General features: G+C 73.0%; 13 protein-coding genes and 1 pseudogene. 9 read left to right on the top strand and 5 right to left on the bottom strand.

Going from position 1 to position 14,238, the window contains the following annotated elements:
* Positions 1-282 precede the first annotated feature (282 nt).
* Positions 283-1,185: a sigma-70 family RNA polymerase sigma factor gene (locus AB0368_RS14470; RefSeq protein ID WP_366154320.1), complete on the top strand. Its 903-nt coding sequence runs from the start codon at positions 283-285 to the stop codon at positions 1,183-1,185.
* A 48-nt stretch (positions 1,186-1,233) separates the two neighbouring features.
* Here the strand turns inward: AB0368_RS14470 and AB0368_RS14465 are convergent, their stop codons facing one another.
* Positions 1,234-4,398 (bottom strand): cytochrome P450, encoded by a 3,165-nt coding sequence (locus tag AB0368_RS14465; RefSeq protein WP_366154319.1) that lies wholly within the window; start codon positions 4,396-4,398, stop codon positions 1,234-1,236.
* 100 nt (positions 4,399-4,498) lie between these two features.
* Here AB0368_RS14465 and AB0368_RS14460 point away from each other — a divergent pair, with 100 nt between their 5' ends.
* The 7 genes and pseudogenes from AB0368_RS14460 (at position 4,499) to AB0368_RS14430 (ending at position 9,540) form a co-directional block, all read left to right on the top strand.
* Positions 4,499-5,017: a TetR family transcriptional regulator gene (locus AB0368_RS14460; protein WP_366154318.1), complete on the top strand. Its 519-nt coding sequence runs from the start codon at positions 4,499-4,501 to the stop codon at positions 5,015-5,017.
* A gap of 40 nt (positions 5,018-5,057) precedes the next feature.
* Entirely contained in the window at positions 5,058-5,360 is a 303-nt protein-coding gene (locus AB0368_RS14455) for an urease subunit gamma (protein ID WP_366154317.1), read from the top strand.
* Positions 5,357-5,737, top strand: coding sequence for an urease subunit beta (locus tag AB0368_RS14450; protein WP_366154316.1), 381 nt, complete (start codon positions 5,357-5,359; stop codon positions 5,735-5,737). Before AB0368_RS14455 ends, AB0368_RS14450 begins: the two co-directional genes overlap by 4 nt.
* Positions 5,734-7,451, top strand: a pseudogene (locus tag AB0368_RS14445) (urease subunit alpha). Before AB0368_RS14450 ends, AB0368_RS14445 begins: the two are co-directional and overlap by 4 nt.
* Positions 7,451-8,095: an urease accessory UreF family protein gene (locus tag AB0368_RS14440; protein WP_366154315.1), complete on the top strand. Its 645-nt coding sequence runs from the start codon at positions 7,451-7,453 to the stop codon at positions 8,093-8,095. The pseudogene AB0368_RS14445 and the gene AB0368_RS14440 overlap by 1 nt, the downstream one beginning before the upstream one ends.
* Positions 8,061-8,759 carry an urease accessory protein UreG gene (gene ureG / locus AB0368_RS14435; protein WP_366154314.1) on the top strand — a complete coding sequence of 233 codons (699 nt, stop codon included), beginning with the start codon at positions 8,061-8,063 and terminating at the stop codon, positions 8,757-8,759. Before AB0368_RS14440 ends, ureG begins: the two co-directional genes overlap by 35 nt.
* Positions 8,760-8,763: 4 nt before the next feature.
* Positions 8,764-9,540 (top strand): urease accessory protein UreD, encoded by a 777-nt coding sequence (locus tag AB0368_RS14430; RefSeq protein WP_366154313.1) that lies wholly within the window; start codon positions 8,764-8,766, stop codon positions 9,538-9,540.
* Here AB0368_RS14430 and AB0368_RS14425 read toward each other — a convergent pair.
* From AB0368_RS14425 to AB0368_RS14410, 4 genes are all read right to left on the bottom strand, one after another.
* Complete coding sequence (locus tag AB0368_RS14425; protein ID WP_366154312.1) at positions 9,512-9,937, bottom strand: hypothetical protein; 426 nt, start codon at positions 9,935-9,937, stop codon at positions 9,512-9,514. The genes AB0368_RS14430 and AB0368_RS14425 overlap by 29 nt on opposite strands.
* A gap of 125 nt (positions 9,938-10,062) precedes the next feature.
* Entirely contained in the window at positions 10,063-10,443 is a 381-nt protein-coding gene (locus AB0368_RS14420) for a RidA family protein (RefSeq protein WP_366154311.1), read from the bottom strand.
* A 1-nt stretch (position 10,444) separates the two neighbouring features.
* Positions 10,445-11,668, bottom strand: a complete 1,224-nt coding sequence (locus AB0368_RS14415; protein WP_366154310.1) for an amidohydrolase/deacetylase family metallohydrolase — start codon at positions 11,666-11,668, stop codon at positions 10,445-10,447.
* Entirely contained in the window at positions 11,665-12,975 is a 1,311-nt protein-coding gene (locus AB0368_RS14410) for a helix-turn-helix domain-containing protein (RefSeq protein WP_366154309.1), read from the bottom strand. Before AB0368_RS14410 ends, AB0368_RS14415 begins: the two co-directional genes overlap by 4 nt.
* 95 nt (positions 12,976-13,070) lie before the next feature.
* Between AB0368_RS14410 and AB0368_RS14405 the strand changes: the two genes are divergently transcribed.
* Positions 13,071-14,237: an alanine racemase gene (locus AB0368_RS14405; RefSeq protein WP_366154308.1), complete on the top strand. Its 1,167-nt coding sequence runs from the start codon at positions 13,071-13,073 to the stop codon at positions 14,235-14,237.
* The last annotated feature ends 1 nt before the right edge of the window (position 14,238 follow it).

Below are 14,238 nucleotides of genomic sequence, written 5' to 3'. Positions count from 1 at the left end.
CCGCCCGCCGAGCCCGCCGCCTGACCGTCCAGCCGGGCGCCGGACCGTCCAGCCGGCCGCTGAGCCGGCTGAGCCGCTGAGCCGGCCGGACCGCCGAGCCGCCGAGCCGGCCGAGTCGACCAATCTGAGTCTTGGGGCGGGTACGCCTCCATGCACCTGAGCCTTTTCATGAAAAAACTCCATAAAAGCAACCGAGTTCGGCCACCACTGCACCCGTCGGCCGCAAATGTCTTCCTCATCGGCCGGTTCAACTACCGGCCCTGTACGAGCGAGGAGGACTACGTGACCGCCACGACCGAACTCCCCGCCGCCATCGGCACGACCCACGACGCGCCGTCCGCGCGCGCCATCGAGGACCTCGTCCGCGAACACATGCCGATGGTGGGCCATCTGGTCCGGGAGCTGCTCAACCGCGTGCCCGGCCATGTCCACTCCGACGATTTGTCGTCGGCCGGGTTCGCCGCGCTCCTCGGTGCCGCCCGCTCCTTCGATCCGAGCCGCGGGATTCCGTTCCACCGGTTCGCCGCCGTGCGGATCCGGGGTGCGCTGCTCGACGAGCTGCGGGGGCAGGACTGGGCCAGTCGTTCCGTACGCGCCCGGGCCCGCAAGACCTCGCAAGCCCGTCAGGAGCTCACGGCCGCGCTGGGGCGTACCCCGACCGAGGCCGAGGTCGCCGAGATGCTCGGTATCGGGGTGGCTGAACTCGCCGCCGTCGAGGACGACGTGCAGAAGGCGGCCCTGCTCAGCCTCCAGGGGTTCCCCACGGGCGCGGCCGAGGAGATGGTGCCGGAACTCTCCGAGGGGCCCGAGGACCTGCTGATCAAGCGGGAACGCCTCGGCTACCTGCATCAGGCGATCCAGGCGCTGCCGGAGCGGCTGCGCATGGTCGTCACCCAGTCGTTCCTGCAGGAGCAGCCGCTCAGCGAGGTGGCCGCCGAGCTGGGGGTGACCGAGTCCCGGATCTCCCAGCTGCGCACCGAGGCGTTGCGGCTGCTGCGGGAGGGGCTGAACAGTTCGCTGGCGCCGGAGCTGCTGACGGTGGCCGCGGGGGGCCCGCGTACGCGCAAGGGCTGCCTTCAGCGTCGCCGCACCGAGTATTTCGCCCGGGTGGCGGAGCAGGGCAACCTGCACACCCGGCTGGCGCTGACCGACGAGCACGGCGTACCGATAGCGTTCGCCGCCTGATCGGCCCCGGACGGCCGCATGGTCCGCAGTGACCATGCGGCCGGTCCGTCAGGCGAACACGTCCTGCTGGTAGCGGCCGTCGGACTCCAGCGCGCGCAGCCACTCGTCGGCCTGATCGGCTGTTCCGCCGGTCCGGCGCCGGTGCAGGGCCGCCAGCTCCGCGCGGACCGCGGGGGCCATCCGGGCGCCGTCTCCGCACAGATAGACGTGGCCGTCGGCCTCGATCAGGTCCCACACCTCGTCGCCGGCGGCGGCCAGCGCGTCCTGGACGAAGCGGTACGGGTGGCCGGGCACCGCCGAGAACGCCAGGTGCAGGTCGACCACGCCGGACTCCGCCCAGTCGCGCATCTCGTCGGCGTACAGCCAGTCGTGCTGGGGATGACGGCAGCCGTAGAACAGCTTCGCCGGGCCGCGGTCCGGCTGCAGTGCCCGTTCCTGGAGGAAGGCGCGCAGCGGGGCGAAGCCCGTACCCGGTCCGATGAGGATCACCGGGGTTCGCGGGTCGGCCGGCGGCCGGAACGCGGGTGCCGGTACGCGGACGTGGCCGTAGCAGGTGTCGCCGGGCCGCAGCCGGGCCAGGTACCGCGAGCACATCCCGCGGTAGCGGCCGCGGCCGGCCAGGGCGGGCCCGTCCACGAGCCCGACCGTCAGGGTGACCAGGCCCCGGTCCAGGACCGGCGACGACGAGATCGAGTAGAACCGGGGCCGGATCGTGCCGGCCAGCGACAGGAAGACGCCGAACGGCAGCTCGATCGCAGGGAAGCGTTCGAGCAGGCCGAGCACGGAGACGCGCTTGGCGAGGATCTCGTCGGCGTAGGCCTGCCGGGCCTCGTCGGTGTCCCCGGTCCACTGGCGCAGCTGCCCCGTGGTCCAGGGGCACGTGGTGTGCTCGGCGAGCACGGCCAGCTGGTGCCGGGTGGCCGGCTCCTGGAGTTCCACGAACTCGGTGAGCAGCAGTTCCGTCGTCACCGGGACGCCGATCGGCAGCGAGGTCGGGCGGTCGCCGTCCTGGCGCAGCCGGATCACCCGGTCGCGGGGCATGCGCAGGCAGTCCAGCGCCCACGCGACGAGCTCGGGATCGTTCTTCGCGTAGACCGCGAGGTGGTCGCCCGCGTGGTATTCGATGCCCTCGGGCAGGCGCACGGTGACGGCCTTGACGCCCGGGCGCGGCGCCTCGACGCGGAAGTCCCAGAGCCCGGCCGGGTCGCTGACCAGCTCGTCCACCGACACCACGGTCATCGGGTACGCCTGTGCCGACACGACCGCGGGCCGCACCTGGTCCTCGCCGAGCACCTCGACGGCGTAACGCTCGCCCGCCGGGGTGTCGCCGGTGCCGGCGCCGTAGGCCTCCGCGAGGGCGGCCCAGAGCCGGTCGAGCCAGGCGGTGGCCATGCCGTCGAAGTCGCCGGCCGCGTCCGTCTCGCCGCGCGGCACGACCGCCGTCGCGCCGCCCGCGGCGAGCGCCGCGTCGACCCGTTTCGGGAACGCCTGGTAGGTCGCCCACTGCGTGTTGCCGTTCCCCAGGACCGCATACCGTACGCCGGTGAGCACGCCGGCCGGGATCTCGAGGGCGTCGAACCGCTGGGCGTTGTCCGGCGCCTTGCCGTTGTAGCTGGAGGTCACGACTGCCAGCAGGCCGTCGGCGGGCAGGTCGCCGGCCAGCTCGTCGAGGCTCTGCACGGTGACGTCGAAGCCGGAGCGGCGGGCCCGGTCGGCGAGCTGCTGGGCGAGGTCCTCGGAGGTCCCCAGGTTCGAGCCGTACGCGACGCGCATCCGTACGCCCGCGGCCGCGACCTCGGCCGCCGACGGCAGGGGCGCGCTCTCCGGGCCGGCCGTGACGGAGAGCCGCTCGTGCTGGTGCCGGGGCCGCACCCGCAGGGTGAGGCCGTCCGGCTTGATGGTCAGAGTCTGCTTGATCCGCAGCTGGTGGCCCTGCGGGTCGGAGATCGCGAAGCGCTGGAGGATCATCGCGAGGGCGAGCCGCGCCTCGGTGAGGGCGAACTGGCGCCCGATGCAGGCCCGTTCCCCGTTGCCGAACGGCTTGTACGCGTGCGGATGGTGCGCCGCCTTGCGTTCGGGCAGCCAGCGGTCGATGTCGAAGGCCAGCGGGTCGGGCCACGCCTGCGGGTCGGTGTGCAGGGGCTTGAGCAGAAGCCCCACCTTCTGGTTGCGGGCCACGGGGTACCTGCCGCCGATGACCGTGTCCTCGCGCGCCTTCAGCCCGAAGCCGGGGATGGGGGAGAGCAGCCGCAGCGTCTCCTCGAGGATCCGCGGGATGACGTCCAGCCGCATGATCGTGTCGTACGTCGGCACGGTGTCGCCGGGCAGCATCCGGTCCACCTCCGCGTACGCCTGGGCCAGCACGTGCGGGTTGCGCATCAGCAGGTGCAGCGCGAAGGAGAGCGTGCCGCTGGTGGTCTCGTGGCCGGCGATGAGGAACGTCAGCACCTGGTTGCGGATGTTCGCGTCGGACAGCCGGCCGCCGGTGACCGGGTCGGCGGCCTCCAGCATCAGGCCAAGCAGGTCCTGCGACTTCGTCCCGGTCGCGCGGCGCGAGCGGATGACCTCGTCGACCAGCTCCTGCATCAGGGCGATGTCGGCCCGGAACGCCGCGTCGGCCTTCTTCTTGAGCCCGGTGACCAGTGGCAGCTGCCGGGTGCGGTCCATGGCCTCGGTCAGCGCCCGGCCCATGGCCTGCAGGAACGGGTGCAGCTCGGGCTGCTCGAAGGAACGGAACGCGTGTCCGAAGCCGGTGAGCGCGATCGTGTCGAGGGTCAGCCGGGTCATGTCGCCGGTGACGTCGACCTCGGTGCGGTTCTCCCAGTGCCGGACGAGGGCCCGGGCCACCTCGAGCATCTGCGGGTAGTACGCCTTCATGGACCGCTGGCTGAACGCGGGCAGCAGGATCCGGTGCGCCTGCCCCCAGCTCTCCTCGTCCTCGCGGGCGGTGAAGAGCCCGTCGCCGGCGAAGTCGCGTACGTGGATGAGGGGCGGGTCGATCGGCTTGTAGAAGCGGCTCTCGTCGCAGACCTCGGCGGCCAGGTCGGGGTCGTAGACCATGAGGACGTGCCGGCCGTTGAAGTTGAGCCGGTAGATGCCGCCCGGATGCTGCGCGGCGAGGTCGGCGAAGAACCGGTGGGTGCCCTCGACGGGGATCTGCAGTCCATTGCCGACGATCGGCAGCCCGCGCGGTGCGGGTATCGGAGCGGGCACGGACGGTACCTCCTCAGCCATACGGTGTATGGCTGCTACCGTACGGCGTATGGGCGAGCGCACAAGGCCCCGGGACATCCCTCTCACTCGTGAACTGATCATGAACACGGCCCTGGCCATCGTCGATACGCAGGGTGTCGAGGCGCTGAGCATGCGCAAGCTGGCGGCCGAGCTCGGCGTCAATCCGATGTCGCTTTATCACCATGTGGAGAACAAGGCGGCCGTGCTGGCCGGTATCGCGGCGCTCGTCACGGACGGTGCACGCGACGTCGTGGTCGGGTCCGGCACGTGGCAGGAGAACCTTTACAAACTCGCATACGAGTTCCGCGAGCTGAGCCTGCGGCACCGCAATCTGGTCCGGCACGCGTTCACCAGCGAGGAGTTCATCCAGCGCGAGGGTCCGATGTGGCACTCCCTCTGTGCCGTGTTGCGTGCTGCCGGCCTGCCCGAGGCGGAGGTGCCGAAGGTCGGCGCGGTCGTCGCCGCGCTCATCGGCGGACTGCTGCTCACCGAGGTCAACGGGACGATGCGCCGGCTGATCGGCGACGACGACGCCGAGGACACCGGGTTCGCCCTGGCCGTGTGGCTGCTCATCGACGGCGTGGCCGCCCGCGTCTGAGCCGTACCCGTGTTTTGATTGCAGCGATCAGGGGGTTGCTTTGTTCCTCAGCCAGCACGAGCAGGAACGGCTGCTCATCCACGTCGCGGCGGACGTGGCCCGGCGTCGGCGGGAGCGCGGGCTGCGCCTCAACCACCCCGAGGCGACGGCGATCATCACCGCCTTCCTGCTCGAGGGTGCCCGGGACGGGCGGACGGTGGCCGAGCTGATGGACGCCGGCCGGCGGGTGCTGACCCGCGACGACGTCATGGAGGGCGTGCCCGAGATGCTCGCCGAGGTGCAGGTCGAGGCCACGTTTCCGGACGGCACCAAGCTGGTCACCGTGCACGGGCCGATCTCGTGATCCCGGGGGAGATCCTCGCCGGTGCGGGCGACATCGAGATCAACCCGGGCCGGCCGGTGCTGGCGCTGACCGTACGCAACACCGGCGACCGCCCGGTGCAGGTCGGTTCGCACTATCACTTCGCCGAGGCCAACGCCGCCCTCGAGTTCGACCGCGACGCCGCCTGGGGTCACCGTCTGGCCGTGCCGGCGGGCACCTCCGTACGCTTCGAACCCGGCATGCCGCGCGACATCACGCTCGTACCGCTCGCCGGTGCCCGGATCGTGCCCGGCCTGCGCGGCCTGGCCGCCGGGCCGCTGGACCCGTCGCCGCGCGAGGACATCGAGCCCGCCGGCGCCCTCGACGAGGAGCTGCCGGAGAACGGGAGTGCCCGGTGACGTCGCTCGACCGCGCCCGGTACGCCGCCCTCTACGGGCCCACCGCCGGCGACCGGATCCGGCTCGCCGACACCAACCTGCTCGTCGAGGTCGAGGAGGACCGCAGCGCCGGACCCGCCCCGGGTGACGAAGTGGTCTTCGGCGGCGGCAAGGTCATCCGCGAGTCCATGGGTCAGTCCCGGGCCAGCCGCGCGGAGGGCACTCCGGACACGGTGATCACCGGCGCGGTCGTGCTGGACCACTGGGGCGTCGTCAAGGCCGACATCGGCATCCGCGACGGCCGGATCGTGGCGCTCGGCAAGGCCGGCAACCCGGACACCATGGACGGCGTCCACCGGATCTCGTGATCGGTCCCGGCACGGAGATCATCGCCGGCAACGGGAAGATCCTCACGGCCGGCGCCGTGGACAGCCACGTGCACCTGATCAGCCCGACGATCCTGGACACCGCGCTCGCCAGCGGCGTCACCTCGATCATCGGCGGCGGCACAGGCCCGGCGGAGGGCACCAAGGCCACCACGGTCACCCCCAACGCGTGGCACCTGGCCCGGATGCTCGAGGCGCTCGACACCTGGCCGGTCAACGTGCTGCTGCTCGGCAAGGGCAACACGACGAGCGAGGAGTCGCTGCGGGAACAGCTGCGCGGCGGGGCCGGCGGCTTCAAGCTGCACGAGGACTGGGGCACCACCCCGGCCGTCATCGATGCGGCGCTGAAGGTGGCCGACGCGTCCGGCGTCCAGGTGGCCATCCACACCGACACGCTCAACGAGGCCGGGTTCGTCGAGGAGACCCTGCGGGCCATCGCCGGGCGGTCGATCCACGCGTACCACACCGAGGGGGCGGGCGGCGGGCACGCGCCGGACATCATCACCGTCGCCTCGCACCCCAACGTGCTGCCGTCGTCGACCAACCCCACCCGGCCGTACACCCGCAACACCCTCGCCGAGCACCTCGACATGCTGATGGTCTGCCACCACCTCAACTCGGCGGTGCCCGAGGACCTGGCGTTCGCCGAGAGCCGCATCCGGCCGTCGACCATGGCCGCCGAGGACCTGCTGCACGACCTCGGCGCGATCTCGATGATCGGCTCGGACTCGCAGGCCATGGGGCGCGCCGGCGAGGTGGTCATGCGCACCTGGCAGACCGCCCACGTCATGAAGGCCCGCCGCGGCGCGCTGCCCGGCGACGGCGCCGCGGACAACCTGCGGGCCCGGCGCTACGTGGCCAAATACACGATCAACCCCGCGATCGCGCACGGCATGGCGGAGCAGATCGGCTCGGTCGAGCCCGGCAAGCTCGCGGACCTCGTGCTCTGGGACCCCGCGTTCTTCGGTGTACGCCCGGCGCTGGTGATCAAGGGCGGCATGATCGCGTACGCGCAGATGGGCGACGCCAACGCCTCGATCCCCACGCCCCAGCCGGTGCTGCCCCGCCCGATGTTCGGCGCGTACGGGGTGGTGCCGGCGGTGACGTCGCTGGCCTTCGTCGCCCCGGCGGCGATCGACGCGCTGCTCGGCGACCGGATCGGCGTCAAGCGGGCCCTCGCACCGGTGGCGGACACCCGCTCGATCGGCAAGGCGGACCTGCCGCTCAACGACGCGACGCCCCGCATCGAGGTCGAGCCGGACACCTTCACCGTCCGCATCGACGGCGAGGTCGTCGAGCCCGACCCGGTGGACGAGCTCCCCATGGCCCAGCGCTACCACCTGTTCTGATGAGCCTGGCGACGCTGCTCGTGCTGGCCGACGGGCGGCTGCCGTCCGGCGGGCACGCCCACTCCGGCGGGCTGGAGGCCGCGGTGTCGGCCGGCCGGATCCGCGACATCTCCGACGTGGACGGTTTCCTGCGCGGGCGGTTGTGGACCACGGGACTGGTCGCCGCCGCCTTCGCCGCCACCGCGTGCGCCCGCCCGCCGCGGTGGTCGGAGCTGAACGAGGGACTGGACGCCCGCAACCCTTCGCCGGCGCTCCGCAAGGCCTCGCGCGCCCAGGGCCGGGCGCTCCTGCGCGCCGGGCGGGCGATGTGGACACTCCCGCCGATCGGCCGCGACCCGCACCAGCCCGTCGCGCTCGGCGTCCTAGCGGCCGCGGCCGGTCTCGGCCCCACCGAAGCCGCGGTCGCCGCGGCGCACGGCACCGTCACCGGCCCGGCGAGCGCGGCGGTCCGGTTGCTGGGGCTGGACCCGTATGCGGTGCACGCCCTGATCGCCCGCCTCGCCCCCGAGTGCGACCGGATCGCCGCCGGCGCTGCGACGCGGATCGACGACCCGGCCGACGCCCTGCCGGCCGCGGGAGCGCCCCTGCTCGACATCGGCGCCGAGCTCCATGCCACCTGGGAGGTGCGTCTCTTTGCATCCTGACGATCACACTCACCCGGACCCTTCGGTGGACCCGCACACGCCGCTCGCCGCCGGGCTCCGCGCCCTGCGGATCGGCATCGGCGGTCCCGTCGGCTCGGGCAAGACGGCGCTGGTCGCGGCCCTGTGCCGGACCCTCGGGGACGAGCTGCGGCTGGCGGTGGTGACCAACGACATCTACACCACCGAGGACGCCGACTTCCTGCTGCGCAACGGCGTCCTGCCGGCCGAGCGGATCCGGGCGGTGGAGACCGGCTGCTGCCCGCACACGGCGATCCGCGACGACATCTCCGCCAACCTGGACGCGGTCGAGGACCTGGAGTCGGCGCTGGGCCCGCTGGACCTGGTGCTGGTGGAGAGCGGCGGCGACAATCTGACGGCCACATTCAGCAGGGGCCTGGTCGACCGGCAGATCTTCGTCGTCGACGTGGCGGGCGGCGACAAGGTGCCGCGCAAGGGCGGCCCCGGCGTGACCACGGCGGACCTGCTGGTCATCAACAAGACCGACCTGGCGCCGCTGGTCGGCGCCGACCTGTCGGTGATGGACCGCGACGCGCGGGCACGGCGGGGCGACCTGCCGACGGTGTTCCTCTCGCTGACCGAGGACCGGGCGGCCACGCCGGTCGCCCGGTGGATCCGCGAGCTGGTCGCGGTCCGCGCCGGCTGACGAGATGCGCGCCGAGGCGACGATCGCCGCGGAAGCGGACGGCACCGGCGGCACCCGGCTCGCCGTCCTGCGCGGTGAGTCGCCGCTGCTCCTGCGCCGCACCGGTCCGCGTACCGGGCGCGGGGCGGTCGTTCACCTCGTCGGCGGGGCGGCCGGGCCGTTGCGCGGCGACGATCTGCGCCTGACGATCTCCGTCGGTGCCGGAGCGACGTTGTCGGTGCACAGCGTTGCCGCCCAGCTCGCCCTGCCCGGACGGCCCGGGCCGCCGTCACGGCTGATGGTCTCCGCGACGGTCGCGCGGGGCGGATCGCTGCTCTGGGCGCCCGAGCCGTTGATCGCGGCGGCCGGGTGCCACCACCTCGCGGTCACCGACGTGACGGTCGAGGAGGGCGGCACCCTGGTATGGCGCGACGACCTGGTGTGCGGCCGGCACGCGGAGCAGCCGGGCGACGTCCGTGCCGACGTGACGATCCGCTACGCGGGCCGCACGCTCTACCGGCACGAACTCGCCGTAGGCCCGAACGCGCCGGGCTGGCAAGGAGCGGCCGTGCTCGGGGGTGGACAGGCGGCCGGCGCGTTGATCCTGGCCGGTCCCGGCCTGCCCCCGGCGGCGCTGCTCGGCGGTGCCGCGGTGCTGATGCCGCTGGCCGGAGCGGGGATGCTGGCGAGTGCGGTGGGCCGGGACATCCGCCAGGTGCGGGCGGCGCTGGATCCGCTGACCGCCCTGCCCCACGTCCCGGCCCGCGACCCGGTCACTCGACCGGGAATGAGTTCAGCGTGAGGTCGTAGTCCTGCGCCGCCTGAGCACGCTTCACGACGCAGGCGTGGAAGAGAAGGTTGCCCGAGGGCGGAACGATGTGGTCCACGGATCGCGCGGTGGTCTGGAAGACCAGCGTGGGGGCGCTCTGCGACGAAACCGAGAACACCTGCCAGGTCAGACTGGGCTGACCGTTCGTGAATCCGAAGATCTGGACGCCGGGCCGCTGTCCGTTGGGATCAGTCCCGGGCGAGAGCGGACCGACGCAGACCGTACTGCCGTTGGCGATCGTGCCGAACGAGTGCTGCTGCACGAGGGCACTGGGCGCCAGGGAACCCCCAGGCGTGGCGGAGCTGCCGGCCGCCAATGCGCCGGCACCCAGCGTCAGGAGGGCCAGGCCCGTGGACACCAATGGCTTCATCGGTGCCTCCTTCGCTTCGAGAAAGGGTAGGGCTCGTTCAGCCTCCCAGTCGACTGTCGTGATCGGACGATGGTGTCAACGGCTGCACTTGGCGGCATCCGTCAACTCAGGCAGCGCGGCTTGCGTCAGGGGCCGGTGTAGAGGACGGCGTCGATCTCGATGTCGAAGCCGACCAGCGGCACCGGCAGCGTGGTGCGTACCGGAAGGTGCTCGCCCTTGACGTACTGCGGGTAGATCTCGTTCAGCTCGGCGAAGTCGGCGAAGTCGCGCAGGTAGACGCCGAGCCGGACGGCCTGGTCGAGGCTTGCGCCCGCGGCCTCGGCGGTCGCCGCGAGGTTGCGGAACGCCGCGTGCGCCTGCTCGGCGAAGCTGCCCGTGACCCGGGTGCCGTCCGGCAGGGCCGGGATCGCGCCGGCCAGGTAGATCGTGTCGCCGGCGACCACCGCGTGCGAGTACGGGCCGCCTACCGGGGCCGCCTTGTCGGTCATGATCGCGCGCTTCGGCATGTCAGGTGCTCCTTGTCGGGGGTCTCGGGAACTGTTCGGCCAGGCCGTCCGCGCCTACCAGGGGCGTGGCCAGCAGGGTGCGGATGTCGTGCTCACGGCGGGCGAGGGCGGCGCGCTGGGCGTCGGTGAGCGGGATCCACGGCGGCGAGGGTGCCGGCAGGCGCGGGGGCAGCAGCCGCCCGCCGACGTACGTGGCCTCGTTGACCAGCCGCAGCGGCGCCTGACGGACCTGCCGATGGGCGTCGACCATTTCGAAGCGTCCCTCCTCGACCCGGAACACTGCGATGTCGGCGGGGGCGCCCACGTCGAGGGTGCCGCCGGGCAGACCCAGCGCCCTGGCCGGGTGCACGGTGGCCGCGGCGAGGGCGTCGTCCAGCGGCAGCCCCACGGCCACGAGCTTGGCGATCGTCGTGGGCAGGTCGAAGACCGGGCCGTGCACCGAGCGCGCGTGCAGGTCCGTCGAGATCGTGTACGGCGTGAGCCCCGCGCCCAGCTGCGCCTCGGCCACCTCGAACGCGAACCCGCCGGAGCCGTGGCCGATGTCCATCAGCACCCCGCGCCCGTACGCGTCCCGCACCGCCGGCCCCAGCGGCGCGGCGATCCCGCTGGCGCAGTGCGTCACGATGTCGCCCGGCCGCAGCAGATCGAGGACGTCGTCGAGCGCGGGTGGGGTCGTACCGATGTGGACCATGACCGGGATCCCGCAGGTCGCGGCGACCGCCAGGCCGCGCCGCAGGGGCTCGACGCCGTTCACGCCGACGGTCTCGTGGTCGATGCGCACCTTGATGCCGCGGACCAGGTCACGGTTGGCCAGCACGGTGTCGACGGCCAGTCCCACGTCGCAGTTGGCGAGGTCGCGGCTCTCCCCGGTGCGCCCGGCGAGCCCGACCGCCGAGACGTTGAGCAGCGCCGGCACGCGGACGCCCAGCCCCGACACCGTCCGGCGCAGCCCGTCGAGCGTGTACGCCCCGGCCGACCCGGCGTCGACCCAGGTGGTGACACCGGTGTACCAGGCAATCGGGTCGGGGTCGATGCCCCAGTATCCGGGCCCGACGTGCGTGTGCAGGTCGATCAGTCCGGGCGTGACCAGGCGGCCGGTGACGTCGTGGACGACCGCGCCGGTCAGCCCGGGACCGACCGCGGCGACGCGTCCCGCCCGTACGGCCACGTCGGCGACCCCGTGGCCGGGCACCCGCCCGCCGGCCAGCACCAGGTCGTGGGTCACGGGGTGCCCTCCAGGGCCGCGGTGATCGCCAGCCGGTACAGCCGGGTCGGCCGCCCCTTGCGGTGCACCTGGGAGCTGCCGTCGCCGACGACCAGGTCGGATTCGCTGAGCTTGCGGATCAGCCGGCGCCCGCTCGGGTCGGTGATGCCGAGCGTGCGGGCCAGGTCGCTGGGGGAGACCGGCCGGCCGGCGAGGGTGCGCTCGATGGCGGCGAGGCGCGACAGCGTCGCCGGGCTCAGCCCCACGCGGCCGGCGAGCGCCTCGATGTTGCCGTGCTCGCGGTAGGTGTACGTCAGCGGCACCCCGGAGGCGCCCATCGGGCCGATCATCATCCCGTTGTCGGAGATCAGGTACGCGCCCGGGTCGGCGTCCTGCTCGGCCCGGGCGGCGGCGCGCTCGGCCAGGGCCACGCACAGCCGGGCGGACCCGCCGATGCCGAACCCGGCCACCGCCCGTACGCCCAGGGTGTCGCGGGCCTCGGCCAGCACCGGCAGGCCGACCCAGTGGTGGGTGACCGACTCGAAGAGCGCGGCGTGCGCGAAGACGACGACGCCGCGCCGCCCGCGGTTGTCGATCCACGCGTCGGCGAACTCGGGCGTGTTCAGCAGCAGGTGCAGCAGCCCGACGCGGGCGCGGTCGAGGTCGGCGATCCGGTCCGGTCGGGCGATGAGGAAGACCCCGGCGGCGAAGCGCTGCCCGTCGGCCTTCTTGTTGCGTACGCGCAGCGCCAGCTCGTGCAGGTCGGCGCGGATCGTGCCCGGTGTGGCCAGCGCGTTCAGCACGGCGACCCGCCCGTCCAGGGCCGCGGCCACGCCGGTGCGGACGCTGATCACGTACGGCGCGCCGGTCGCGGCGATCCGCTCGCGGTGGAAGGCGACCACGTCGGCGACCGGCTGCTCGGGGTCGAAGGGCAGGCAGGCGATCGCGTCCCGGTCGAGGTCGAGCGCCGTCGCCACCTCGTCGACGGTCTCCTGCGCGAAGGTGTCGATGCTGACCGGGGTCGCGGGCCAGCCGTTGCCCCGGGCTCGTGACCAGGCGAGCGCCAGGTCCAGCGCCGCGGACCGGGTCACCGTCACCGGCAGGCCGGCGGGGAGCAGGTCGCGGCAGCGGGCGTACGGGACCAGGCCCAGCAGCAGCCCGTCGAGGTGCCCGGCGCGCAGCAGGTCGCCGACCCGGTCCCGGATCTGGTCCTCGCGCTCGTAGGTGGCCCAGGCGAACGTGACCCCGCCGAGCGTGCGCGTCGCCTGCTCGAACCGGGGGCGATGATGGGTGTGCAGCACCAGGCCGATCACCATCGCCGCGGGCACGCCGCCTCCCCTGTTATGAACCTGTCGGTTCGTAAGTAGTCCGTAGTAGCTTCCACACAATGCGCGATGGCGCTCCGGCGGTCAAGGAGGACCCCATGATTCTCGACGTCCCCGACGAGCAGCTCGACTGGCGGGCCAAGGGGTTCTGGCTGCCGGAGGGCGAGGTCCCGGCCCGCGCCTTCGCCGCGGCCCGGCACTCGCTCTTCGACGGATCCTTCACCTGGCCGCTGCTCGTGGTCCGGGATTCGGCGGTACGCGCCAACATCGCCACCATGGCCGGGTACGCGGACCGGCACGGCTTCTCCTTCGCCCCGCACGCCAAGACGACGATGGCCCCGACCCTGCTGGAGGCGCAGCTCGCGGCGGGGGCGTGGGGGCTGACCGTGGCGACCGCGAGCCAGGCCCTGGTGCTGCGCCGCCTGGGCGTGCCCCGTGTGCTCATCGCCAACGAGGTCCTGGACCCCACGGCGCTGCGGTGGCTCGCGGACCAGTCGGCCCGCGGCTGGGAGGTGCTCGTCCAGGTCGACTCGGTCGCGGGGGTGGCCGCGGTGGCGGCGGCCGGTGGCCTGCCGGTGCTGGTCGAGCTCGGCCATGCGGGTGGGCGCACGGGTTGCCGTACCGTCGGCGAAGTGGTCGAGGTCGCCCGGGCCGCAGCGGCCGCGCCCGGGGTGACCCTCGCCGGGGTGACCGCCTACGAGGGCGCCCTGCCCGACGTGGCCGCGGTCGACGCCTTCCTGGCCGCGCAGGTCGACGCGGTCCGCGCGATCGCCGACCTGCTGCCGCCCGAGGTCATCGTCTCCGCCGGCGGCAGCGCCTGGTTCGACCGCGTGATCAAGGCTCTCGAGGGCCAGTGGCTCGAGGGGCACACCGTCAGCGCGGTCCTGCGCAGCGGCGCCTCGGTCACCCACGACGACGGGTTCTACCGCGAGCGGACGCCGTTCAACCGGGAACCGGGCGAGGGCTCGCTGGCGTCGGGCCTCGAGATGTACGCCCAGGTGCTGTCCACCCCGGAGCCGGGACTGGCGATCGTGGGCATGGGCAAGCGCGACGCACCGTTCGACGAGGGCCTGCCGGTCACCGAGGCCGGCGAGGTGACCAGGATGAACGACCACCACACGTACGTCCACGGCACGACGGCGGCGGTGGGCGACGTGATCCGTTTCGGCCTGTCCCACCCCTGCACGGCCTTCGACAAGTGGCGCTTCATCCCGGTCGCGGACGATGCTGATGTGGTGGTGGACGTGCTGCACACGTACTTCTGAG

The organism is Actinoplanes sp. NPDC051475 (genome assembly GCF_040689425.1).
Lineage (GTDB): Bacteria > Actinomycetota > Actinomycetes > Mycobacteriales > Micromonosporaceae > Actinoplanes.
The sequence above is the reverse complement of the archived record's forward strand: the minus strand, read 5'-3'. Positions and strand labels throughout refer to the sequence as shown.